This window comes from Cyanobium sp. ULC065 (genome assembly GCF_977927515.1).
The window spans coordinates 270,002-293,668 of the sequence record NZ_OZ376393.1; the positions used below are offsets into that span (position 1 = coordinate 270,002).

Consider the following 23,667-nt stretch of genomic DNA (forward strand, 5'->3'; position numbering starts at 1 on the left):
TGCGCAACGTCACGAAGCTTGCTCAACGCCGCGAAGCCCATGGAACTCGTGATTGAAGATTTCATGCGCGAGCTGGTGGAAGCACGGGGCAGTGACTTGCACCTGGCCGCCGGACAACGTCCCTATGGACGGTTCAACGGCGAACTGCGGCCGATGCATGAAGAAATTCTCACGGAAGAAACGTGCAACCGGCTGATCTTCTCGATCCTGAACAATGCCCAGAGGAAACATCTGGAGCAAACCTGGGAACTTGATTGCTCCTATGCGCTACGAGGTCTGGCCCGTTTTCGTGTGAATGTCTACAGCCAACGCGGCACCTACGCGGCCTGCCTACGAGCACTCAGCAGCAAAATACCCACCCCTGAAGACCTCTGCCTGCCCGAGGTGGTTGTGGAGATTACGGACAGGCCCTCAGGGCTCGTGCTTGTGACGGGACCTACCGGATCCGGCAAAAGCACCACCCTGGCCAGCCTCCTGGATCACATCAATCGCACCAAGGCCTTGCATGTGATCACGATTGAAGATCCCATTGAGTTTACCTATCGAAACAATCTCAGCCTGGTGCATCAGCGCCAGCTGAACGACGACACCAAGAGCTTCAGCAACGCCCTACGTGCCGCTCTGCGAGAAGACCCTGATGTGATTCTGGTTGGTGAGATGCGCGACCTGGAAACGATCCAGCTGGCGATCACGGCCGCAGAAACCGGCCATCTGGTTTTTGCCACCCTGCATACGAGCTCCGCCGCTCAAACAGTCGATCGGATGGTGGATGTGTTTCCCGCCAACCAGCAGACTCAGGTCCGCGCGCAGCTCAGCGGCAGTCTTGCTGCCATCTTTGCTCAGACTCTGTGCAAGCGATTGAATCCTGACCAGCACTCCTGGGGCCGAGTGATGGCGCAAGAAATCATGATCAATACCCCAGCCATCGCCAATCTGATTCGGGAGGGAAAAACAGCGCAGGTTTACTCCCAGATTCAGACCGGGGCTCAACTGAGCATGCAGACCATGGAAAAAGCCCTCAGCGAGCTTGTCATGCACGGAGAGATCAGCCTAGAAGAAGCCCGCTCAAAATCCGTCAAACCAGAGGAGCTCAACCGCCTGCTCAGCACCCTTTCCTAATCGTTCCCGAATGGCCTCGTTTCTCGCCACTTACACCACCAGCCGAGGGCACACCAAGGAGCTTCGCGTCAGCGCAGTGGATCTGGCAACCGCACGGCGTGACCTGAGAAAGCGCGGCATCCTCCCGACCACCCTACAGGCTGTGGGCGGCTCCAGCCCATCTCCGCTCGCAAAGGCAAAGACTCGATCAACACCAACAGTCCAGTTCATCGCCACCTATAGCGGTAGAGATGGTAAGCCCAAGAAACTAAAACTGGCCGCAGTCGATATGACAGCAGCGCGCAGTGAGTTGAGGCGTCGCGGGATCACAACAACCAAGCTTGTTCAGGATTTCGCAAGAGCGGCTAGCCAGGGAGGCGAGAAACAGCAGGACGGCAGCTTGCTGAACAAGGAAATCAACCTAGGGCCGCTGTTTGAACAGTCACCCGGAGTCAAGGACAAGGCCCTGTTCGCTAGCAAGCTCGCGGCCTTGGTGGATTCCGGCGTTCCGATTGTGCGCAGCCTGACTCTGCTCGCTACTCAGCAGATGAATCCAATCTTCAAGCGCGCTCTACAGGCCATCAGTGTCGAAGTCAGTCAGGGTGAAACCCTGGGCAGCTCCATGCGCAAATGGCCAAAGGTGTTCGATCGTTTGAGCATTGCCTTGATCGAAGCGGGTGAGGTCGGGGGTGTGCTTGATGAATCACTGAAGAGATTGTCACTCTTGCTTGAGCAGACCTCCAGACTCCAGAACCAGGTGAAGGGGGCCCTGGGATACCCAGTTGCGGTGCTGGTGATCGCTATAGCTGTTTTTCTGGGGATGACTATCTTCTTAATCCCAACCTTTGCGGGCATCTTCGATCAGCTAGGTGCCGATTTACCGCCATTCACCCAATTCATGGTGGACCTCAGCGCTTTACTACGCTCGCCTTTCTCGATTTACATGACGGGAATCATCATTCTTGCTGTCATCCTGTTTAGCAAATACTACACAACTCCGCTAGGTAGACGGCAAGTAGATGCAGCCATTCTGAAGATTCCCCTGTTTGGTGATCTCATCCAAAAAACGTCAACGGCGCAATTTTGCCGCACCTTCAGCTCCCTCAGCCGTGCCAGAGTTCCCATCCTCCAGTCACTTGAAATCGTGCGCGACACCGTGGGGAACAGCATTCTCTCTGACGCTATTGACAATTGCCGCGGGGAGCTTCAGAACGGCGTCCTGCTGAGTACCGCCCTCTCACGCAAGCGCGTCTTCCCCGAAATGGCATTGAGCATGCTGGTGGTGGGAGAAGAAACTGGTGAGATGGATTCCATGCTCGCCAAAGTAGCTGACTTCTATGAAGATGAGGTTTCAGCTGCCGTAAAAGCGCTCACCTCCCTACTAGAGCCCGCCATGATCGTGCTCATTGGCATCATCGTGGCTTCGATTCTGCTGGCCATGTATCTGCCAATGTTCTCCATTTTTGAAAAGATCAGATAGATCATTACAAGAAGAATATCGGCTATTGGCCATAGGGGTGGGCAAGCTGATTGCAGGCTCTCTCAATGTTTCTCATTCAGAAGAAGCAGCCCTAGCTAGGAACGCTGGATGATCAACGCCTAGTTCGCAGCTGTCGCAAGCTTCGCCTGCTGGGCGATCGCCTGTCCCGCCAGCCAACCGGATGTCCAGCAGTGCTGGAAGTTGAAACCGCCGGTCACCCCATCCACATCCAGCAGTTCGCCGGCAAGGAACAGGCCTGGCTGCTTACGGCTCTCCATCGTGGCCAGGTTCACCTCGCCCAGGGCCACTCCGCCTGCGGTGACGAACTCTTCACCGAACGGGCCCCGGCCACTGACCGCATACCGACTGGCCCGCAGCCCCTCCAGCAGCCGGCGCTGGTCGGCCTTGCCGAAATCGGCCCAGCGCTTCTGCCCGTCCACCCCATGCCGCTCAAGCAGATGCAGCCACAGGCGCCGGCTCAACTCCGGCCAGGGCCTGCAGGCCGCCAGCTGCCGGCGGGGCTGGTCCCGGCGGCAGGCCGCCAGCAGCGCCTCCACATCCGCGGCGGAGCGGCCTCCGCACCAGTTCACCGTCAAGCGGGCCTGGTAGCGATGGTCCTTGAGGGCACGGGCCGCAAAGGCGGTGAGGCGCAGGGTGGCAGGGCCGCTGAGCCCCCAGTGGGTGAGCAGCACGATGCCGCTCTGGCGAAAGCGTTCTCCTCCCGGCACGTCCAGCTCCAGTTCCACCGGATCCATCACCACGCCACTGAGCGCCGCCAGGGGATTGGCCTCCAGCGCGAGGGTGAACAGCGAGGGCACCGGGGGCACCAATTGATGGCCAAGCCCGGCGGCCAGCTGCCGCCCGCTGGGGTGGCCGCCGGTGGCCAGCAGCAACCGCTGGCAGCGCAAGGGCTGCTCGCGGTGGCGCACCTGCAGGGCGAAGCCGCCCGTCGCTGATGCCGCAGCCCCCCGCAGCGCGGCCCCGCGCCAGACCGTGACACCGGCCGCCGCCGCCGCCGTTTCCAGGGTTCTGACCACGGAGCTGGAGCGGTTGCTGCGGGGAAACAGCCGCCCATCGGGCTCCTCCACCAGCTCAAGGCCATGGTCTGAGAACCAGCGCAGCGTGTCGCCGGTGGCGAAGCGGCTGAAGGGCCCCAGCAGCGCCCGCGCCCCGCGGGGGTAGTGACCCACCAGGGCACGCGGATCCCAGCAGGCATGAGTGACATTGCAGCGGCCGCCGCCGCTGATCAGCACCTTGCCGAGGGGTTGATCGGTGGCCTCCAGCAGCAGCACCCCGGCCAGTCCGGCCTCCGCGGCCGTGATCGCGGCCATGTAGCCGGCCGGGCCACCACCGGCCACCACCAGGGGGCACTCAGAAGGCAGCATGGGGAGATGGCAGAGGGTGAGTTGCAGGTGGGGCGGAAGCTGCCCGCGCACCGGTTCAGTGTGGCGCCGATGATGGACTGCACCGACCGGCACTTCCGGGTGCTGATGCGGCAGATCACCCGCCGCAGCCTGCTCTACACCGAGATGGTGGTGGCCCAGGCGCTCCACCATGGCCGGCGGGAACGGCTGCTGGATTTCGACCCCAGCGAAAAGCCGCTGGCCCTGCAGGTGGGCGGAGATGACCCCACGCTGCTGGCGGAGGCCGCCGGCCTGGCCGCCGCCTGGGGCTATGACGAGATCAATCTGAATGTGGGCTGCCCCAGCGAGAAGGTGCAGAAAGGCCGCTTCGGGGCCTGTCTGATGGCGGACCCTGAGCAGGTGGCCCGTTGTGTGGAGGCGATGGCCGCGGCCAGCCCCTTGCCCGTCACGGTGAAGCACCGGATCGGCATCGATGAGCGCGACAGCTACGCGGAGCTGCTGGCCTTTGTGGAGCAGCTGGCCGGCGCCGGCGCCGCCCGGTTTTCCGTGCATGCCCGCAAGGCCTGGCTGACGGGACTCGACCCCAAGCAGAACCGCACCGTGCCGCCCCTGCGCTACGACCGGGTGCACCAGCTCAAGCAGGAACGGCCCGACCTGACGATCGAGCTCAATGGAGGGCTGCAGGATCTGGAGGCATGCCGGCCCCACCTCCAGCACCTCGACGGCGTGATGGTGGGGCGGGCGGCCTATGAGCATCCGCTGCGCTGGACCCGGGTCGACGCGGACCTGTTTGCCGACGGCACAGCGCCGATCGCCACGTCCTCAAGCGTGGTGCGCGGTCTGGTTCCCTACGCAGAGCGGTGGTGCACCGGCGGTGGCCGCCTGTGGCCGATCGCCCGGCACCTGGTGCACCTGGTGGAGGGCGTTCCAGGGGCCAGGCACTGGCGCCGGCGGCTGGGGGAAGCCGCCGGCCAGGCCACGGCCGGGGCCGAGGTGCTGGAGCAGGCCTGCCGTGAACTGGAGGATCAGGGGCTCTGAGGGCTCCTGTCTCCCCGACAGTCCGGCGTGAGGCGTTGCAGTTCCAGGGGAAGAGGCTCCAGGCGCTGCGCTATCGCGCGCTGGGGTTCAAGGCAGGACACGGGCGCTTATTGAAAGCGGCTGCGATCTTCCCAGCCACGGCTGCCACGCTCTGAAGCGCCACGGTCGGAGCTGCCGCGGTCGGAGGAACCCCGGTCAGAGCCGCCCCGATCGCCGTAGCCCCCCCCTCCATAGCCGCCACCGCCATATCCACCACCACCACCGCCACCGGCATAGCCGCCGCTGCGACGCGGCCCGCCGCTGCCGCGGGGCTCGGCCTTGTTGATGCGCAACGGGCGGCCCATGAGCTCCACGTTCTGCAGGCCGTCAATGGCCTTGCTTTCCGTGGCCTCATCGGCCATCTCCACAAAGGCAAAGCCGCGTTTACGTCCTGTGTCCCGCTCGAGGGGGAGAGAACAGCTCACGACTTCGCCGAAAGGCGCAAACAATTCAGCCACATCTTCCTGCTCAGCGCGGAAGGGGAGGTTGCCGACGAAAATGCTCACTGACCGAAGAAACCGATTGGACCGAGAACAGGGGCCTTGATGGCATCAACCTCGACGGCCTCGGAAAGAACCCATCGGAGGTGACACCCCAACCCTAGGACCGCCATTCTCTGCTTCAAGGGTTTTCCGCTGGAATCGGATCGAGCCGCTGGCGCATCAGGGCGAGTTGTTCACGCACCCGATCGAAGCCCGTGCCCCCTTCGCTGCGACGTGCGCGCACCACCTGCCGCGGTTCGATCGCGGCATACACATCCGCCTCAAAGGCGGGATGCAACGCCTGCCAGCGCTCCAGCGGCAGCTCTCGCAGCAGCAGGCCTTCCGCAAGGCAGCGCTTCACCAACCCGCCCACCAGCTGGTAAGCCTCGCGGAAGGGAACATCGCGAGCCACCAGATAGTCGGCCACATCGGTGGCGTTGGAAAAATCGGCGGCCACTGCCTGCTCCAGGCGCTCCGGGCGAAACCGGATGCCTTCCTCCAGCAGGATCGCCATCGCCTCGAGGCAGTCTTCGGTGGTGCGCACCACATCGAAGAGCGCTTCCTTGTCTTCCTGAAAGTCTTTGTTGTAGGCCAGGGGCAATCCTTTGATCATCGTGAGCAGGGCCTGAAGATGGCCGAACACACGGCCCGCCTTGCCCCGCACCAGTTCCGGTACATCCGGATTCTTCTTCTGAGGCATGAGGCTGCTGCCGGTGGCACAGCGGTCGGTGAGGGCCACGAAGCCGAATTCCTCGCTGGCCCAGAGAATCACCTCCTCTGCCAGGCGGCTGAGGTGGGCCAGGATCAGGCTGGCCGCCGCACTGAATTCCACGGCGAAGTCGCGGTCGCTGACGGCATCGAGGCTGTTGGCATAGATCGCCTCAAAGCCCAGCTCTGCGGCCGTCTGGCGGCGATCGATCGGCACGGGGGTGCCCGCCAGGGCCGCCGCCCCCAGCGGGCAGATGTTCACCCGACGCCGCACATCTCCCAGGCGTTGCCGGTCACGCGCCGCCATCTCCACGTAGGCGAGCAGATGGTGAGCGAGGGAGAGCGGCTGGGCCCGCTGCAGGTGGGTGTAGCCGGGGATGAGCGTGTCAACGTGCTGCTCCGCCTGGGCCAGCAGTGCCTGCTGGAACCGCAGCAGAGCCCGATCGAGCCCGTCGATCTTCTGCCGCAACCAGAGCCGCAGATCGGTGCCCACTTGATCGTTGCGGCTGCGGCCGGTGTGCAGCTTCTTGCCGAGCGGACCGATCAGGGCGATCAGCCGGCGCTCGACGGCGAAGTGGACATCCTCTGCCTCCAGGCCGGGATTGAAGCCGCCCGCGGCCGCTTCCGCCCGCACCAGTTCCAACCCCTCGATCAGCCGCTCCGCCTCCGCCGTGGTGATCACGCCGCAGCGACCGAGCATGCGGGCATGGGCCACCGAACCGTCCAGATCCTGAGGCAGCAGCGCGATATCAAAGCCGATCGAGGCGTTGAAGCGCTCGATCGCCGGGTGCAGGCCCTCCTCGAAACGGTCGCTCCAGCTGCCGTCGGCACCGCCGGACACCCCCCGACCGCGCGCTGAAGGGGAAGACTCTGTGGCCATGTCCGCCGAGGTTTGTCGTCAGGCAAAGCTTTGCACCCGGCGGCCGGGGGCTTCAGCCCGGCAGTGCCGGCAGCATCACCTCATCGCGCACCTTCAGCACCACCATCGAGGCGTCGTCCTGGAGCTGACGATCGGAGCCCACAAAACGATCCAGACGGGTGAAGAGCTGATCGAGAATCCCCTGCGCTCCCAACCCGGAGCGGCAGGAGCGATCGAAGGCCCGCATCAGCCGGGTTTCATCGAAACGTTCATTGCCGACTCCCGCCGCCTCGGTAACGCCATCGGTGTAATACAGGAGCACGTCGCCCGGCTCCAGCACCAGGCGCTCGCAGCCGTATTCGGCCTCGGGCTGCAGGCCGATCAGCAGGCCAGGGGCATCGAGGCGTTCGAGCGTGTGGCCCTGGCGGCGCCAGATCAGCGGCGGGTTGTGCGCCGCATTGGCGTAGCGCAGCACGTGGGTGCGCGGGTCGTAGTCGGAATAGAAGAGCGTCACGAACCGGTGCGAATGGGCCAGATCTTCCTGCGCCAGCTGGTTGAGATCCCGCAGGATCCGGTCCGGCGCGTGGCCGCTCAGCACCTCCGACCGCAGCATGCCCCTCAGCAGGGTCATCAGCAGGCCGGCCGGGATCCCCTTGCCCATCACATCGCCCATCACCAGCGCCCAGCGCTCGGTTTCACGGCGCCGTCCCACCAGCTCGGGGCGGGTGGGGATGAAGTCGTAGTAGTCGCCGCCGACGCGGAAGGCCGGCCGGCAGCGGGCGGCCAGGTCCACCCCTTCGATCACGGGGCACTGATCGGGCAGCAGCTGCGACTGGATCTCGGCGCCGGTGCTGAGCTGGCGATCAAGGCGCTCATGCAGGCGCATGTCCTCCTGCAGCACCTCGTTTTCAATCGCGACACCGGTGAGATCGGCCACCAGCTGCACATGGCGCCGGTGCACATCACTCCAGCTGGGACCATCGCCCTGACTGGAGCCGAACACATAAAGCCGGCCGCGCTGATGGTTGCGGGCCACCACCGAAGTGCCGAACATCGGCACCTGGCCCAGCAGGCGGCGCATCTCCAGATCCAGCTGGGCCACCACCGCGTCATCGCCGGCGCCGGCGGCCAGATCCTGATCGCTGAGCCCGGCCAGATGGCTCACCAGATGCCGGCAGCGCTCCGGTGGCGAGGCATGCAGTTGCTCGCGCCACAGGCGGCCATCGGCGTGAAACACCACCAACAGGCTGCCCTCCGCCTCCACCAGCCGGGAGCAGACCAGGGGCACCAGCTCCAGAAAGCGGTTGAAATTGGTGAAACTGCGCAGGGCAAAGGCCAGCGACGCCAGCAGCTCCTGGTTGCGCCGCTGCTCCCGGCTGAGGCTGTCGAGCAGCTGCCTCAGCGAAGCGGATGCCGACAGGGTGCCATGGGCCCGCGGAGGGGGCGGAGGCACACGGGAGGGCGGCGTACTGCTCACGGGAGCGGCCGGGGGAACGAAGAGTAGCAGTGGTGCGCGTTAAGCGCTGAGCGCTCGTGATGCGTCTAACCGGGTGGCTGGCATCACCGGTTGAAGCGCAGAGAAGCCGCCCCCGAGCGGAGGGGCAGTCACAGCCACCTCCGGCTCAGACAGCCAGCAGCGCCTCAACGAACTCGAAGCTGTTGAACGGCCTGAGGTCGCGGATACCCTCGCCCGCACCCACGAAGCGGATCGGCAAGCCGGCCTCGGAGGCCACCGCCAGGGCCACGCCCCCGCGGGAACTGCCGTCGAGCTTGGTGAGCACCACGCCGGTGAGGCCGGCGGCGCTGGCGAAGGCCATGGCCTGCCGCAGGCCGTTCTGGCCCTGGCTGGCATCGAGCACCAGCAGCGATTCCACGCTGGCCTGGGGCGCCAGGCGATCGACGATGCGGCGCACCTTGCTAAGTTCCTCCATGAGGTTGTGCTTGGTCTGCAGGCGACCAGCGGTGTCGACCAGCACCAGTTCGGTGCCCTTGGCACTGGCGGCACCGATGGCATCGAACACCACGGCTGCCGGATCGGCGTTGGCGCTCGGGTTGGCGATCACTGGAACGCCGCTGCGTTCCCCCCACACCGTGACCTGCTGCACGGCAGCGGCCCGGAAGGTGTCGGCCGCGGCGATCAGGCAGCTGTAGCCACTGCGCACCGCCAGGTTGGCCAGCTTGCCGAGGGTGGTGGTCTTGCCGACACCGTTGACTCCCACCAGCAGCCACACGTTCAGGCGATCGCGCTGCGGGGCCAGCAACGCCGTGCCGCTGGCCTGGATCGGTGCCTCCAGCACCCCCCGCAGCTGTTCCTTGAGAAAGCGCAGCCCCTCGCCCGGATCCACCACCTCCTGGTTGAGACGCTGCCGCAGGGCCTCGAGCACCTGATCGGTGGCCTTCACCCCCACATCGGCACGCAGCAGCAGGGTTTCGAGCTGCTCAAGAACCTCCGGGGTGAGCGGATCATCCCCGAGGGTTTCCAGCATCTGGCTGACAAAGCCCTGGCGGGTCTTCTCCAGACCGCGCCGCAGCCGGCCCAGCCAGTCGATCTCCTCGAGCGACACCTGATCGGCACGCACGCCCTGGGCCGCCAGCACCTCCACCGACCAGGTGAAGGCTTCATCGAACGCTCCCAGCTGGGGAGCGGCGGTGTCAGCAGCCGGGGCGCCGGTGGAGGCGGCGGTGGCGGTTGCACTCTGCGGCTCCGGCCGTTCCAGCAACTCCTGCTGGCGCTCGCGGCGCTGGGCCGCAGCCTGCTCAAGCAGCGACAGTGCGGGCGCCGGTGCGGCTGGCGCGGTTGGTGGTGCGGCAGCGCCTGCGGGCGGGGCCGGTGCCTGGGGCCTGGCCTCAGGTTGAGGCTCAGGGGGCACCGCTGCAGCCACTTCAGGAGCAGGCGCGGGTTCCTCCTGCGCAGGCGGGGCAGCGGAGGGTAGAGCCCCAGACCCTTGCTCGGCCGCAACCGCCTGCAGCTCGGCTGGGGGCTCCTTTTGCCTGGCCGCATCCTGCTGGGCCTTCAGCCGGGCATAGGCCTCGCGCGCCCAGGCAAGAGCGTCCTGATCGACGACAGGGGCTGCAGGGGTGCCGGCTTGGGCCGGGGCAGAAGGGGCAGGGGCTGGAGCAGCAGAAGCGGAGCCAGCCTCAGCAACTTCAGATGCTGAGCCGGTGCTCTCCTGGCTGGCGGATGACCCGCCCTCAGAAGGCTCAGGGGTGGAGGTAGCAGTTGTGGATGAATCACCAGCGGGTCGTTCGTCCTGAGCGGGAGCGGCCGTCGTCGGTGCAGCGGATTCAGCTTCAGCCGCAGAGGGGGCAGGAGCCGCCACGGGCTGGGGGGCGGATTGGCGCCGGAACCAGTCGAAAACCATGCCTGCCTCAGGGGGCCGCGGTGGTGAACCGCCGCAGAACGCCGTTGATCATCCGCCGTCCCTGCTCGTCGCTGTAGCGGTTGGCCAGATCGACGGCCTCGTTGCAGGCCACGGCCGCCGGCGTGCCGAAGGTGTCGAGGTCGACGGCGGCCAGTCGCAGGATGTCGCGGTCGATGCGCGGCAGGCGTTTCAGCCGCCAGCCCTCCATCACCTCATCGAGGCGGCGATCGAGGTCTTCGCGGTGATCGAGCACAGCCCGCGCCCGCTCCACCGCGCCGCGGCGCACATCTTCCTGGTCGGCCAACATCAGCAGGCGCGGCAGTTCAAGGCCCGCTGACAGGCGGTTGATCGCCTGCTCGGCGTGTGCCAGACCGCGCTGAAGGTGACCGCGCACGCGCACCACCTGATCGGCGGCATCGACCAGTTCGCTGTCGAGCAGTTGCTGCTGCGCCTGCTCCAGGTCGAGCGCGGCATTGTCGAGGGCTTCACGCACGCACTGGCTGAGGCTGGCGAGGGCCTGGTGCAACAGGCCTTCAAGCGAGAGGTCGGCGGTGGGAACGCGATCGCTCACCTGGCCCAGCATCAACAAAGCCAGTTCTCTGGAAACGGAGCGACTCTGCATCGGATCGTCAGAAGGGGTGAACCCCCTCAGGCCTTGGTGGAAGAGGGGGCGGTGAACACAGGGGCCCTCAGCTGGGCCAGCAGGCTGGAGAAGCTGCGGTTGCCCTGACCACCGCGCTCATCATCGGGGCTGACGATCCCCGCCGAAATGATCGTGCGGAAGGCATCTTCCACCGAGAGGTCGAGGTCGCGGACGGATTGCTCGGGCACCACGGCATACCAACCGGTGGTGGGGTTGGGCGCCGTGGGGATGAACACGCTCAGCATCGGTTGATCGGACGTGCTCTGCATGGCGGCTCCGAGTACACCGGTGACGAAACCGACGGCAAACAGGCCCTTGCTGGGGTACTCGACCAGCACCACCCGGCGAAAGCGGGTGGAGTTGCTGCGGAACACGGTTTCCAGCAGCTGCTTGAGCGTTTTGTAGACCGAACCCGCCAAGGGGATCCGCTGCAGGGTGCCTTCGCCGAAATCGAGCAACCAGCGGCCCACGATGTTGCGGGCCATCAGACCGATCAGCAGGATGCCGAGCAACGGCACCAACAGACCCACGCCGAGATTGATCAACTCCTGCAGGAGCGGACTCAGCGTATTGAAGGGATTGAATTGCTTCGGGATCGTGGTGAGAAAGGCGAGCACGAAGCGGCTCACCGTGGTGGCCAGCCAGATCGTGGTGGCGAGTGGAATCACCACCAGCAGACCGGCGATCAGGTCGTTCTTGAGGTCCTGGCGAAGACGGTCCCCCAGGGGTTCATCAGTGCGGGGATTCGATTGCACCAAGAGCGGGCCGGAACGACCGGACATCAAAAAGCAGACTTCAACCTAGCCAGCCACCAGGGACGCCGTTAAGCAGCGGCCCATCTCGCCACAGAACTTCCGAGGCTCAGAGCACCGCGGCGAGTGCCACCAACGTGAACGCCACGGCCAACACCACCGCTGAAGCGGTGCCGTTGAAACGGCGCTGGTTGAGGGCCAGCACGCTGGAGCGTTCCTCCTGCTTCAGCTGGTCCTGCATCTGCTGCAACTGGCGGTCGATGAAGCCGCGCGCTGCCTGCTGCTTCTGCTCAGGCGTGGCCTGGGGCGGCACCTGGCCCGCCTGCTCGGCCTGACGCACCAGTTGCTCAATCACCTGGGGATTGGTGCTCTGCTGCTTGGCCATCTCCAGCTGGCCCCGCTTGGTGGCCAGGCTCTGCTCAGTCTGGGCGGTGATTGAGCCATCGGCGCTCACCGTGACCGGCACTGCCACAGCCAGGCCGATCGCCAGCACCGCTGCCACGACGGTGACCACCCAGCGCAGGGGGGTGCGGCCCTCGTGGGACACATCAAGGCGGCAGCCCAGCAGGATCAGCAGCAGGCCCACCAGCGCCATCGGTGCCTGGCTGATCAGCCGTTCCACCAGCAGCTGCTGGAAGGTGGGATCCTCCCAGCTGCCGATCAGGATCACGGAGGTGAGCTGCAGGGCCAGCAGCACCACCAGGGTGAGACCGAGCCAGCGCAGCAGCACGCCGAAACGTCCGGAAGAGGCGGAGATCACAGCAGAATGACGGTGATGCGCAACTGTACGGGTGGGATCTAAACCCGACCAGGAACGCCTGTCTCCCGCAGCCCTGGCCGCAGCCCTCAAACAGCAGGCCCTGCTGCTGGGATTCGCCCCCGTGGGGCTGGGTGTCGCCGAGCCGGATGAACGGATGCAGCTGCGGACGGCGGCCCTGCAGCGCTGGCTGGCCGCAGGCCACCACGCCTCGATGGACTGGATGGCCGATCCACGCCGGGCGGAAATCCAGCGGCTGCTGCCTGGGGTTCGCAGCCTGCTGGCGGTGGGGCTCAACTACAACGTGGCCGCGATCCGCACCCCCGGCCGCCCGGCGATCGCCCGCTACGGCTGGGGTCGCGACTACCACCGGGTGATCGACAGCCGCCTGCGCCAGCTGGGCCGCTGGCTGGAGCAACAGGCGCCGGAGGTGCGCTGGCGGGCCTGTGTCGACAGCGCTCCCCTGCTCGACAAGGCCTGGGCCGAGCAGGCCGGCCTGGGTTGGATCGGCAAACACGCCAACCTGATCCACCCCCGCCGGGGCTCCTGGTTCCTGATCGGCCATCTGCTCACCACCCTGGAGCTGCCTGCGGATGCTCCGGCCGAGCCACTCTGCGGGCGCTGCAGCCGCTGCATCGACGCCTGCCCCACCGGCGCCATCACCGAGCCGTTCGTGGTGGACGCGCGGCGCTGCATCGCCTTCCACACGATCGAAAGCCGCGAGCCGCAGCTGCCGCCGGCGATCAGCGCCGCCATGGCTCCCTGGGTGGCCGGCTGCGACATCTGCCAGGACGTCTGCCCCTGGAACGACCAGGACCTGCCCGTGTCCAGCGATCCCGACCTGCAGCCGCGCACCTGGATGCTCGACCTGCAGCCGGAGGAGGCGCTGCAGTGGAGTGACGACGACTGGGATGAGCGGCTGCGGGCCTCGGCCCTGCGCCGCATCAAGCCCTGGATGTGGCGGCGCAACCTGCGGGCGATGCTGAGGCTGGGCACGCCCGGCCCTGCCAGCTGACAGTGCCCGCCTGAAATAGAGAGGCCATTCGCCTGCAGAAGTCAAGAACCGCCGCTCTAGGGTGGGTTCTGGAATGGAACGCCCGGCATGGCCCCGCGCTGGTTGGCGAGTCTTACGGCAGCACCGTTCACGTTTTCCGTTCTGGCAGGGTCGGTGCCGCCGGCCTTCGCGCTGGTCCCTTACGCCTATGTTCCGCAGACCGCGGAGTTGGAAGCGGCAGGGCTGGGCATCGCCCAGGCGGCCACCCGCCTGCTGCGCCTGGGCCAAGCGGAGGATGCGGCCCGTCTGGCGGCCCTCACCGTGCAGCTGCTGCCTGGCGACCCGCGCGGTTGGGTGCTGCTGGCGGAAGCCCAGCTGCGCAGCAACCAGAGCAAGCAGGCATCGGCTTCGTTGGCGCGGGCCAAGCAGCTCGATCCACGCAACCCCGGCATCTGGTTCGCCGAAGGCTCCCTGGCCCTGCGCGATGGTCAGCCGCAGCAGGCGGTGGGGCTGCTGGAGCAGGGCCTGCGGCTGGATGGGCGCAACGCAGGCGCCCACTTCGATCTCGGCAACGCCCAGCTGCTGCTCAACAACCCCCAGGGGGCCCTGCTGGCCTTTGAGCGTGCCTCCGGGCTGCGCAAGGGCTTCTGGGAGGCGATCAACAACCAGGGGCTGGTGCTCTATGAGCTGGGCCGCCGGGGCGAGGCGATCGAACGCTGGCGCCAGGCCCTGCAGATCAACGCCAAGGCGGCGGAACCGATGCTGGCGCTGGCAGCCGGCCTCTCCGCCGCCCCGGACGGACAGAGCGAAGCGCGGAGGCTTGCCAGCGAGGCCCTGGCGATCGAACCCAACTACGTGCTTGACGCCTATCAGAAAGAACAACTCTGGGGGCCCCGCCTGCGTGCCAGCACCAAGACCCTGCTGAGCCATCCCGACCTGAAGGCCGCTGTGGACAGGGCCAATGCCAATGCCTCAGGCACCATGGAGACGGAGGAAGAACCCTCCACCTGAGCAGCCACCAGCAGCTGGGCCCGCCAGGCAGCATCTGTAGGCTGAGCCCCTTCCGCCCCCAGACCCCCGAACAGGATGGCAGAGGAGCGCGTCCAACCGATCTCCCTGCATCAGGAGATGCAGCGGTCGTACCTCGAATACGCGATGAGCGTGATCGTGGGTCGGGCCCTGCCGGATGTGCGCGATGGCCTCAAGCCCGTGCAGCGGCGCATCCTGTTTGCCATGCACGAGCTGGGTCTCACCCCAGACCGGCCCTACCGAAAATGCGCCCGGGTGGTGGGTGATGTGCTCGGCAAGTACCACCCGCATGGCGACCAGGCCGTCTACGACGCGCTGGTACGCCTCGTGCAGACCTTCGCCAGCCGCCATCCGCTGCTCGATGGCCACGGCAACTTCGGCTCGGTCGACGACGACCCGCCAGCGGCGATGCGCTACACAGAAACGCGCCTGGCACCGATCGCCAATCAGGGGTTGCTCGATGAAATCGGCAACGACACGGTTGATTTCGCCCCCAACTTCGATTCCTCCCAGCAGGAACCGACCGTGCTGCCCGCGCAGCTGCCCTTCCTGCTGCTGAACGGCTGCTCGGGCATCGCTGTGGGCATGGCCACCAGCATTCCGCCCCACAACCTGGGCGAAGTGGTGGACGCCCTGATCGCCTTGATCCGCAAGCCCGATCTCAGCGACGACAAACTGCTCGAACTGGTCCCCGGCCCCGACTTTCCGACCGGCGGCGAAGTGCTCACCGGCAGCGGCGTGCGCGACACCTACCTGAACGGCCGCGGCAGCATCCCGATGCGGGGGGTGGCCCACATCGAGGAGGTGCAGCCCGGCAAGGGGCGCCACCGCCGCGGCGCCGTGGTGATCACCGAACTCCCCTACCAGCTGAGCAAGGCGGGCTGGATCGAGAAGCTGGCGGAGCAGGTCAACGACGGCAAGATCGGTGGCATCGCCGACATCCGCGACGAGAGCGACCGCGATGGCATGCGGGTGGTGGTGGAGGTGCGCCGCGACGGGGAGCCCGCCAAGGTGCTGGCTGAACTGCAACGCCGCACGGCCCTGCAGAGCAATTTCGGGGCGATCATGCTGGCGCTCGTCCACGGCCAGCCGCTGCAGCTGAGCCTGCGGCAGATCCTCAACCATTTCCTGGAGTACCGGGAACACACCCTGATCCGGCGCACCAACCACGCCCTTCGCCGCACTGAAGACCGGCTGGAGGTGGTGGAGGGTCTGATCCGGGCGCTCGATGCCCTGCAGGAGGTGATTGCCCGGATCCAGGCGGCCAAGGATGCCGCCACGGCCAAGGCGAGCCTGCAGGTCCACTTCGATCTGAGCGAACGGCAGGCCGAGGCGGTGCTGGCCATGCCGCTGCGGCGCCTCACCAGCCTGGAGCAGGACGGCCTGAGGCAGGAGGCCGCTGAGCTGGCACAGGAACGGGAGCGGCTGCGGCACCTGCTCGACGACCGCCAGGCCCTGCTCGACGCCATGGTGACTGAGCTGAAAAGCCTGAAGAAGCGTTATGCCACACCCCGGCGCACGCGTCTGGTGGCCGGCGGCGATGCCCTGGTGGCACAGCGTGCCGCTGCCACCCGACCCACCACCGAGCTGCAGCGGCAGCAGGCGCTCGACGCCCTGCCCGGCGATGGTCGCCTGCTGATCCAGGCCGATGGCCAGGTGCGGATCGTGGGCCCCCAGCTGCTCGGCCGCCTGCATCTGGAGGAGGCCGCCCCGCTGGGTGAGCACCCGTCCCCGGCGCGGCTGATCCTGGCGGTGAGCGATAAACCGGCCGTGCTGGCCTTCAGCGCCGGTGGGCGGGTGGCCCTGCTGCGCTGGGAGTATGCCGGACAGCAGCAGGGCGGCCTGGAGAAGTTCCTGCCCGAGAGCCTGCTCGATGACCCGATCATTCAGGTGTTGCCACTCCCGGCACAACCCGAGGGCAGCCTGGGCTTGCTGAGCAGCGACGGCCGTTTCAAGCGGCTGCCGATCGACGCGTTTCTGGAGCTCTCCGGCCGTGCCGCCACCGTGCTGAAGCTGAAGGACGGGGTGGTGCTGCGCCGTGTGGTGCCCTGCAGCGACGACCAGGACCTGGTGGTGGGCAGCAGCTCCGGGCGCCTGCTGCGCCTGCAGCTGACGGACGCCGACGTGCCGCTGATGGGGCGGGCGGCCCAGGGCCCCCTGCTGCTGCGGCTGCTGCCCGGCGAGACGATTGCCGGTGCCTGCGCCCCTCGCTCGGATCAGGACGTGGTGCTGGCCAGCCGCCTGGGACGGATCAAGCGCCTGCGGCTGGAGAGTCTGCGGCGGTGCCAGCGGGGCGAGCTGGGCCAGATCGGCCTGCGCTTCCTCGATCGCAGCGACGCCCTGGTGGACCTGCAGGTGTGCGGAACGTCCACCCTGGGGGTGGTGCTGAGCCCGACCCGCAGCTTCCGCCTCGATCCAGCCACCCTTTCGGCCCAGAATCCCGACGAACCCGGCGAACTGCCGCAGCCACTGGCGGCCGGCGACAGCGTGCAGGCCCTGGTGCCGCTGATCAACTGATTTCCGATGGCTGATCTGACCTGCTGATCCTCAGGGCCCCGGCAGCAAGGCTCAGGGCTTGGTGGCCGCCAGGCCTGAGGGCTCCAGCATCAGCTTGCTGGAGCGGACGGCGTCGTCCATGGGAATCGGGTAGTTGCCATCGAAGCAGGCGGTGCAGAAATGGGAGGAATGGTCCTGGGCGGCCTCCAGCATTCCCTCCTGGCTGAGATAGGCGAGCGAATCGACGCCGAGGTGGGCTGTGATCTCTTCAAGGGTGAGCCGGGCAGCGATCAGCTGCTCCTGGTTGTCGGTGTCGATGCCGTAGAAGCAGGGATGGGTGACCGGCGGCGAACTGATGCGCATGTGCACTTCGGTGGCGCCCGCATCCCGCAGCGCCATCACCAGCTTGCGGCTGGTGGTGCCGCGCACGATGGAGTCGTCGATCACGATCACCCGCTTGCCGGAGAGCACATCCGGCAGGGGATTGAGCTTGACGCGGATGCCCGCCTCCCGCATCGCCTGGGTGGGCTGGATGAAGGTGCGGCCCACATAGCGGTTCTTGATCAGCCCATCGGCGAAGGGGATGCCACTGCCCTTGGAGAAGCCGATGGCAGCAGGGATGCCGGAATCGGGCACGCCGATCACAATGTCCGCCTCCACGGCGGATTCGCGCGCCAGCATCTCACCGATGCGATGGCGGTAGCTATACAGGGATTCGCCGAAGAAGCGGCTGTCGGGCCGGGCGAAGTAGATCATCTCGAAGACGCACAGCTTGGCCGGCTCCTCGATCCAGCGCACCCGCTCAGGCACCGGCTCGCCCGCCCGGAAATGAATCAGTTCGCCGGGGCCGACATCACCGTCGTAGGAGGCGCCGATGATGTCGAGGCCGCAGGTTTCGCTGCTGAGCACCCATTGCCCCTGGTGCTTGTCGCCCATGTGGCCGAACACCAACGGGCGCACCCCATAGCCATCGCGCAGGGCGAACAGACCGTCCGGGGTGCCGATCGCCAGGCTGAAGGCGCCGCGGCAGCGGCCGGCGGCCTGACGGATCGCGGCGCTCCAGCCCAGACCTCCATCCACGGCCTCCTGAAGCGCGAAGGCGATCAGCTCCGAATCGGTGGTGGAGGTGAATTCACCGGCGAGATGGTCGAGGGCCTCGCGCAACTCGTTGGCGTTGACCAGATTGCCGTTGTGCGCCAGGCCGAAGGGCCCGAGGCGGGTCATCAGCACCACCGGCTGGGCGTTGCAGACCCGGCTGCTGCCGGTGGTGGAATAGCGGTTGTGACCGATCGCCAGGTCGCCTGGCATGCGCTCCAGCACGTCCTGATCGAACACCTGGCTGACCAGGCCCATGTCTTTGTGGAGCCGGATCTTGGCGCCGTTGAACACGGCGATCCCAGCCGACTCCTGCCCCCGGTGCTGCAGCGCGTAGAGGCCGAAGTAGGTGAGGTTCGCCACCGGCTGGCCAGTGGCATAGACGGCGAACACGCCGCAGGCCTCCTCCATGCGATCGGGACGCTCTGCCGCCGCTGCTGCTGCAGCGGGTTCAGCAGCCACGGCAGGAGCGGTCATGGCTTGTGCGTGTTTGGACCCGTCACCCAGAGCAGGCGAGCTGGCACCTTGGGGGCCGGACGGTGACGGGGAGGGGTGCTGCCTGGGGTGCGCGCGAACCACAGGCCTGACCACTGACCGACTGCGTTGACAGTCTGCCTCAGGCCCCGCCGGCCAAGCGGCGGGGAATCCCCTGCTCGTAAGCCAGCCCCAACACATCGAGCGGCTGCGCCAGCAACGTCGTGCCGCCCCGCTCGATGCTCAGCAGCGCCTCAGCCTGCACCCGGCCCAACCGCTGGCAGGCTGGCGGCGAGCCGGCGGCACCGCTCAGCGGCGCCTGCTCCAACAACGCCTGCCAGGCCTGGGCCTGGGCCGGCGGCACGCTCACCAGCACCCTGGCGCCGCCCTCGGCGAACAGCAGCCGGTCGGCCCGGGCCGTGCCCGCCGGCAACTCCAGCTGCGCGCCCAGCCCCGAGGCGAGACAGCATTCGGCCGCCGCCACCGCCAGGCCCCCGTCGCTGAGATCGTGGGCGGCAGTCACCACCCCCTGGGCGATCGCCTGCCGCAGCAGAGCCTGCACCGCCAGCTCCAGCGCCAGGTCGGTGCGCGGCGGCCGGCCGGTGCTGAGCCCGTGGATCCACTCCAGGTAGCCGCTGGCCGCCAGCCCGAACCGCTCGTCGGCGTCATCGTCGCCCGCCAGCGGCACACCCAGCAGCCAGATGGCATCACCGGCCGCGCGCCAGGCTTGGCCGGTGACACGGGCAAGATCGGGCACCAGACCCACCATCCCCACCACGGGGGTGGGATGGATCGGCTGCAGGCGCCCGTCGGGCAGGCGGGTCTCGTTGTAGAGGGAGACGTTGCCGCCGGTGACCGGTGTACCGAGCGCGGCGCAGGCCTCCGACAGGCCGCGGCAGGCCATCGCCAGCTGCCAGTAGCCGGTGGGGTGGTCGGGGGAAGGGAAATTGAGGTTGTCGGTCACGGCCAACGGCTCGGCCCCCACGCAGCTGAGGTTGCGGGCCGCTTCGGCCACCGCCGCCATCGCGCCCCGCTGCGGATCGAGGGCCACCCAGCGGTTGGGGCAATCCACCACCGCCGCCACGCCGCGCTGGGCCGGCAGCAACGAGCCAGGCCCCTGCTGAGGCCGGAGCCGCACCACAGCCGCGTCGGCGCCGCCGGGGGGCATCACGGTATTGCCCTGCACCTGGTGGTCGTACTGGCGGTACACCCAGCGCTTGCTCGCGATCGTGGGCGTGTCGAGCAGGGCCAGCAGCACCTGGTTCCAGCTGAGCGGTGACTGGCCCGCCGGGGTGATACCGGCGGTGTCGGCGGGCGGCAGCTGGGCCTCGCTCCACTGCCAGTGGGCCTGGATCTCGGCGGGCGGGGCAGCGAGCAGCTCGTGGTGGTTGATCGGGGTGTCGTCGGCCAGGGCATTGGCCGGTACTTCGGCGGCCACCGCGCCGTGCTGCAGCACCCGCACCACGTTCTCGGCCACCACGCGGCCCACCACCGCGGCCTGCAGGCCCCAGCGGCGGAAGCGCTCCATCAGCGGCTGCTCGCGGCCCTGACGCACCACGAACAACATGCGCTCCTGCGATTCCGACAGCAGGAACTCGTAGGCAGTCATGCCGTCTTCGCGGGCCGGCACGCGGTCGAGATCGAGCTCCACACCCACGCCCCCCTTGGCAGCCATCTCCGAGCAGCTGCAGGTGAGGCCGGCGGCGCCCATGTCCTGGGCGGCCACCACATCGCCGCTCTGGAAGGCTTCCAGGCAGGCCTCGATCAGCCCCTTCTCCAGGAAGGGATCCCCCACCTGCACCGCCGGGCGGGCATCGAGGGAGGCTTCGGTGAGCTCGGCGGAGGCAAAACTGGCCCCGCCCATGCCATCCCGGCCGGTGGTGCTGCCCACGTAGACCACCGGATTGCCCACGCCCGCCGCACCCGAACGCACAATCTCCTCGGTTTCCATCAGCCCCAGGGCCATGGCGTTGACCAGCGGGTTGCCGCTGTAGCTGGGATCGAAGGCCACCTCCCCTCCCACCGTCGGCACACCGACGCAGTTGCCGTAATGGGCGATGCCGGCCACCACGCCCTCCATCAGCCCCACATTGCGTGGATCCTCCAGCGGACCGAAGCGCAGGGCATTGAGCAGCGCGATCGGGCGCGCGCCCATGGTGAAGATGTCGCGCAGGATGCCGCCCACACCGGTGGCCGCGCCCTGGAAGGGCTCCACGGCCGAAGGGTGGTTATGGCTTTCGATCTTGAAGGCCAGATGCTGACCCTCGCCCAGGTCGACGACGCCGGCGTTCTCACCGGGCCCCACCAGGATGCGCGGCCCGGTGGTGGGGAACTGGCCGAGCAGGGGGCGGGAGTTGCGGTAACAGCAGTGCTCCGACCACATCACCCCGAACATGCCCAGCTCGGCGCGGTTCGGTGCCCGGCCCAGCCGCAGCACGATCTCGTCGTAGTCCGCCTGGCTGAGGCCCTCCTTGCGCAGAGCTTCGGCAAGCGGAAAGGAGGGGGAGGACACCAGGCGGCCGCAGGCAGGAAAGCGCAGTCTGGCCGAGCGAGCGCCCACGGCCGCCGGGGGATCGGCGGGTTCAGACCCAGGGATCCGTGTCGCTGGCGTAGCGGCTGCCCCGCCGGGACGGTCCCTCGCTGACAGGCTGGGTCCGACGGTAGCGGTCCGTGTCCGGTTCGAGCTCCGGATCGTCCTCAGGCGAGTCCCAGGCCCTGGGCCCATCGTCGCGATCCTCCAGACGATCGTCGTCGTCCCAGTCGTCCAGCGGGTCGCCGTCCGGTTGACGCCGGCCGGAATCGGCGTCCTGCCAGGGCGGACCGTCCCGCTGCGGCTCCTGCCAGGGGGGTTCCTCCAGCCAGCCTTCCAGCCGTTCCTCGAAGCGTCCGCCCACCTCCTGGAACTGATCCCTGATCCGGGTGGTCTCCTGACCCACCTGATCCCGCCAGCGGCGTGAGCGGCGCAGAAACTCCTGCCGCACACTGGCCTTGGCCAGCGGCAGGTCGTCGAGGCCGCCGAGGCCGGTGAGCACCTGGCCGGGCTGCTGATCGACGATCCGATCGGGAGTGAGGCGCCAGCGGCTGGTGCCCGGCAGGCGCGGATCGCTGCGCGACACCAGGTAGTGCAGGATGCGCCCACTGCGCAGCTCCACGGCCGCATCCGCCACCGTGCCCAGCACGGAACCCCCAGCGCCGGTCAGGGCGGCATCGAACAGCGTGGGCAGGCGTTCGAGCGTGGCCGGATCGGTGACGGCCGGTTCGCCCAGCACCAAAGCCTCCAGTTCACCGAGGCCGCGCAGCTGGTCGAGGCGCCAGACCAGCCGGCGGGTGCCGAAGGCGGAGGGCTTGCTGGCCCAGCCGAGCAGGCGGTGCACCGGCGGGTGCATCCAGCCCATCAGTCCGGGGCCGTGGTCGAGGCCCTGATCGCAGCGCACCCGCAAGCGCAGCAGGTCGGAGAGGAGCAGCTGAGCGGGAAGGCTCACGGCATCAGCTGCGGATCTGCACGGGCATCACCAGGTAGGTGAAGCTCGGATCCTTCAGCGGCGCCAGCACGGCGGGCGTGGTGGGGGCATTGCAGCGCAGCTCGACCCGGTCGGCGGTCATCGCTTTGAGGCCATCGAGCACGTAGCGCACATTGAAGGCGATCTCGATCGCGTCCCCTTTCACCAGCGCCGGCAAGGATTCCGAGCCGCTGCCCACATCCTGGGCGTCAGCACTGATGCGCAGGATGTCGGCGGATGGGTCGCTGCTCAGCTTCACCACGTTGTTGTGCTGATCGGCCACCACGGCCACCCGCTCCAGGGCGTTGACGAAGGCGCGGCGGTCGAGCTCAAGCGTGCGGCTGAAGGAGGCGGGAATCAGCTGGCCGTAGTTGGGATAGGTGCCGTCGAGGCTGCGGCTGGTGAGCACCTGATCCGCCCAGACGAACACCACCTGCCCGCGTTCGCTGAACAGGCTCACCGGCTCCTGCGACTGGCGGGAGGACAGCAGGCGCTCAAGTTCACGCAGGGAGCGGGCCGGCACCGTGACCGCAAAGCTCGGCGCCTCTTCCGCGTCCGTTGCGCCGTTACCGGGGCCCGCACCGGCAGCAGCGGCCGCCGCATTGTCGAGACGCAGCACCGAGAGGCGGTGGCCGTCGGTGGCGGCGCATTCGAGACCGTCGTGCTCCAGGCCGAGATGCACGCCGGTGAGCAACTGCTTCGCCTCATCCGGGCTGCTGGCGAACAGGGTGGCGCGCAGGCCCTTGATCAGCGCGTCCGCTTCCAGCCGGATCGGAGCGCCGGTCTGCACCAGCGGGAGGTCGGGAAAATCCTCCGCCGACAGCCCGCGCATCTGGTAGCTGCCAGAGAAACTGGTGAGCTCCACCTGCTCCTGGCCTTCGGGGCACTCCAGGGTGATCGGACTGTCGGCGGAGAGCCGGGAAACGATCTCGCCGAACAGGCGGGACGGCAGCGTGATCGCGCCGCTGGTTTCCACCGCCGCAGGCAGGCTCGTCTGGATGCCGAGATTGAGATCGAAGCCGGTGAGGCTCAACCGGCCGGTGCCGGCATCGGCGGTGAGCAGCACGTTGGCCAGCACCGGATGGGTCGGCCGGGCCGCCACCGCGCGGCTGACCAACTGAAGGCTGGCGCTCAGTTCCGCCTGGGAGCAGACCAGCTTCATCGTTTCGAGACTCCGGGTGGGATGCCCTTTTCGGGCCCCACCACGCTTCCACAAGCCGGGGCGATCCGCAACGGCGGACGACCGTCAGCGCCCTTTTCCACGCCCGTTTTCCGCGATCCTTCTACGGAAGTTCTCTCTTTCAGAAAAAGGAGAAAAGCAGCCGTAGTCGTAGGGGGTGTGGAAATCGGGGAGAAACTCAGAAAGCTAGTTGCAGCAAGGGATCTGGCTCAACAGGCATGGGGAGAACCGCTGACGGAAACCGCACGTTTTCCCCTTTTCCACGATTTCCCTGCCTGAGGAAAACCGACGCTCTGTTCGGGGCCCAGATTCAGCCG

At 67.3% G+C, this 23,667-nt stretch carries 17 protein-coding genes and 1 pseudogene; 6 read left to right on the forward strand and 12 right to left on the reverse strand.

Features of this window, described 5'->3' with window-relative positions:
- Positions 1 to 39: 39 nt before the first annotated feature.
- Positions 40 to 1,119 carry a type IV pilus twitching motility protein PilT gene (locus ACXMDP_RS01245; protein WP_259729009.1) on the forward strand — a complete coding sequence of 360 codons (1,080 nt, stop codon included), beginning with the start codon at positions 40 to 42 and terminating at the stop codon, positions 1,117 to 1,119.
- 10 nt (positions 1,120 to 1,129) lie between these two features.
- A complete protein-coding gene (locus ACXMDP_RS01250) occupies positions 1,130 to 2,578 on the forward strand; it encodes a type II secretion system F family protein (RefSeq protein ID WP_457767010.1) in 1,449 nt (482 codons plus the stop codon).
- A gap of 119 nt (positions 2,579 to 2,697) precedes the next feature.
- On the opposite strand, the gene ACXMDP_RS01255 is transcribed toward ACXMDP_RS01250, so the two are convergent.
- Positions 2,698 to 3,963 carry a BaiN/RdsA family NAD(P)/FAD-dependent oxidoreductase gene (locus tag ACXMDP_RS01255; RefSeq protein ID WP_259729007.1) on the reverse strand — a complete coding sequence of 422 codons (1,266 nt, stop codon included), beginning with the start codon at positions 3,961 to 3,963 and terminating at the stop codon, positions 2,698 to 2,700.
- Between the two features lie 69 nt (positions 3,964 to 4,032).
- Between ACXMDP_RS01255 and dusA the strand changes: the two genes are divergently transcribed.
- On the forward strand, positions 4,033 to 4,980 hold the full coding sequence (gene dusA, locus ACXMDP_RS01260) for a tRNA dihydrouridine(20/20a) synthase DusA (RefSeq protein WP_255100473.1): 948 nt from the start codon (positions 4,033 to 4,035) through the stop codon (positions 4,978 to 4,980).
- 119 nt (positions 4,981 to 5,099) lie between these two features.
- Here the strand turns inward: dusA and ACXMDP_RS01265 are convergent.
- From ACXMDP_RS01265 to ACXMDP_RS01295, 7 genes and pseudogenes are all read right to left on the reverse strand, one after another.
- Positions 5,100 to 5,525, reverse strand: a pseudogene (locus ACXMDP_RS01265) (RNA recognition motif domain-containing protein); the annotation flags it as partial.
- A gap of 115 nt (positions 5,526 to 5,640) precedes the next feature.
- The gene (argH, locus tag ACXMDP_RS01270) at positions 5,641 to 7,089 is read right to left on the reverse strand and encodes an argininosuccinate lyase (RefSeq protein ID WP_259729006.1); all 1,449 of its coding nucleotides are present in this window, start codon (positions 7,087 to 7,089) and stop codon (positions 5,641 to 5,643) included.
- A 52-nt stretch (positions 7,090 to 7,141) separates the two neighbouring features.
- Positions 7,142 to 8,545 (reverse strand): PP2C family protein-serine/threonine phosphatase, encoded by a 1,404-nt coding sequence (locus ACXMDP_RS01275; protein WP_259729005.1) that lies wholly within the window; start codon positions 8,543 to 8,545, stop codon positions 7,142 to 7,144.
- 145 nt (positions 8,546 to 8,690) lie between these two features.
- A complete protein-coding gene (gene ftsY / locus ACXMDP_RS01280) occupies positions 8,691 to 10,430 on the reverse strand; it encodes a signal recognition particle-docking protein FtsY (RefSeq protein WP_259729004.1) in 1,740 nt (579 codons plus the stop codon).
- 7 nt (positions 10,431 to 10,437) lie between these two features.
- Entirely contained in the window at positions 10,438 to 11,052 is a 615-nt protein-coding gene (nusB, locus tag ACXMDP_RS01285) for a transcription antitermination factor NusB (RefSeq protein ID WP_259729003.1), read from the reverse strand.
- A 26-nt stretch (positions 11,053 to 11,078) separates the two neighbouring features.
- The gene (locus ACXMDP_RS01290; protein ID WP_259729002.1) at positions 11,079 to 11,855 is read right to left on the reverse strand and encodes a DUF502 domain-containing protein; all 777 of its coding nucleotides are present in this window, start codon (positions 11,853 to 11,855) and stop codon (positions 11,079 to 11,081) included.
- 79 nt (positions 11,856 to 11,934) lie between these two features.
- Complete coding sequence (locus ACXMDP_RS01295) at positions 11,935 to 12,585, reverse strand: HpsJ family protein (protein WP_255141031.1); 651 nt, start codon at positions 12,583 to 12,585, stop codon at positions 11,935 to 11,937.
- 31 nt (positions 12,586 to 12,616) lie between these two features.
- Here ACXMDP_RS01295 and queG point away from each other — a divergent pair, with 31 nt between their 5' ends.
- From queG to ACXMDP_RS01310, 3 genes are all read left to right on the forward strand, one after another.
- Entirely contained in the window at positions 12,617 to 13,597 is a 981-nt protein-coding gene (gene queG / locus ACXMDP_RS01300; protein ID WP_259729001.1) for a tRNA epoxyqueuosine(34) reductase QueG, read from the forward strand.
- An 87-nt stretch (positions 13,598 to 13,684) separates the two neighbouring features.
- Positions 13,685 to 14,587, forward strand: coding sequence for a tetratricopeptide repeat protein (locus tag ACXMDP_RS01305; protein WP_259729000.1), 903 nt, complete (start codon positions 13,685 to 13,687; stop codon positions 14,585 to 14,587).
- A 75-nt stretch (positions 14,588 to 14,662) separates the two neighbouring features.
- Entirely contained in the window at positions 14,663 to 17,122 is a 2,460-nt protein-coding gene (locus ACXMDP_RS01310) for a DNA gyrase/topoisomerase IV subunit A (RefSeq protein ID WP_259728999.1), read from the forward strand.
- 51 nt (positions 17,123 to 17,173) lie between these two features.
- Here the strand turns inward: ACXMDP_RS01310 and purF are convergent, their stop codons facing one another.
- The 4 genes from purF to dnaN all read right to left on the reverse strand — a co-directional run bounded on the left by purF (position 17,174) and on the right by dnaN (position 23,332).
- Positions 17,174 to 18,673 carry an amidophosphoribosyltransferase gene (gene purF, locus ACXMDP_RS01315; RefSeq protein WP_259728998.1) on the reverse strand — a complete coding sequence of 500 codons (1,500 nt, stop codon included), beginning with the start codon at positions 18,671 to 18,673 and terminating at the stop codon, positions 17,174 to 17,176.
- A gap of 139 nt (positions 18,674 to 18,812) precedes the next feature.
- Positions 18,813 to 21,182, reverse strand: coding sequence for a phosphoribosylformylglycinamidine synthase subunit PurL (purL, locus tag ACXMDP_RS01320; protein ID WP_399232666.1), 2,370 nt, complete (start codon positions 21,180 to 21,182; stop codon positions 18,813 to 18,815).
- A gap of 70 nt (positions 21,183 to 21,252) precedes the next feature.
- Positions 21,253 to 22,152 carry a single stranded DNA-binding domain-containing protein gene (locus ACXMDP_RS01325; protein WP_259728997.1) on the reverse strand — a complete coding sequence of 300 codons (900 nt, stop codon included), beginning with the start codon at positions 22,150 to 22,152 and terminating at the stop codon, positions 21,253 to 21,255.
- Positions 22,153 to 22,156: 4 nt separating this feature from the next.
- Entirely contained in the window at positions 22,157 to 23,332 is a 1,176-nt protein-coding gene (dnaN, locus tag ACXMDP_RS01330; RefSeq protein ID WP_259728996.1) for a DNA polymerase III subunit beta, read from the reverse strand.
- Positions 23,333 to 23,667 lie beyond the last annotated feature (335 nt).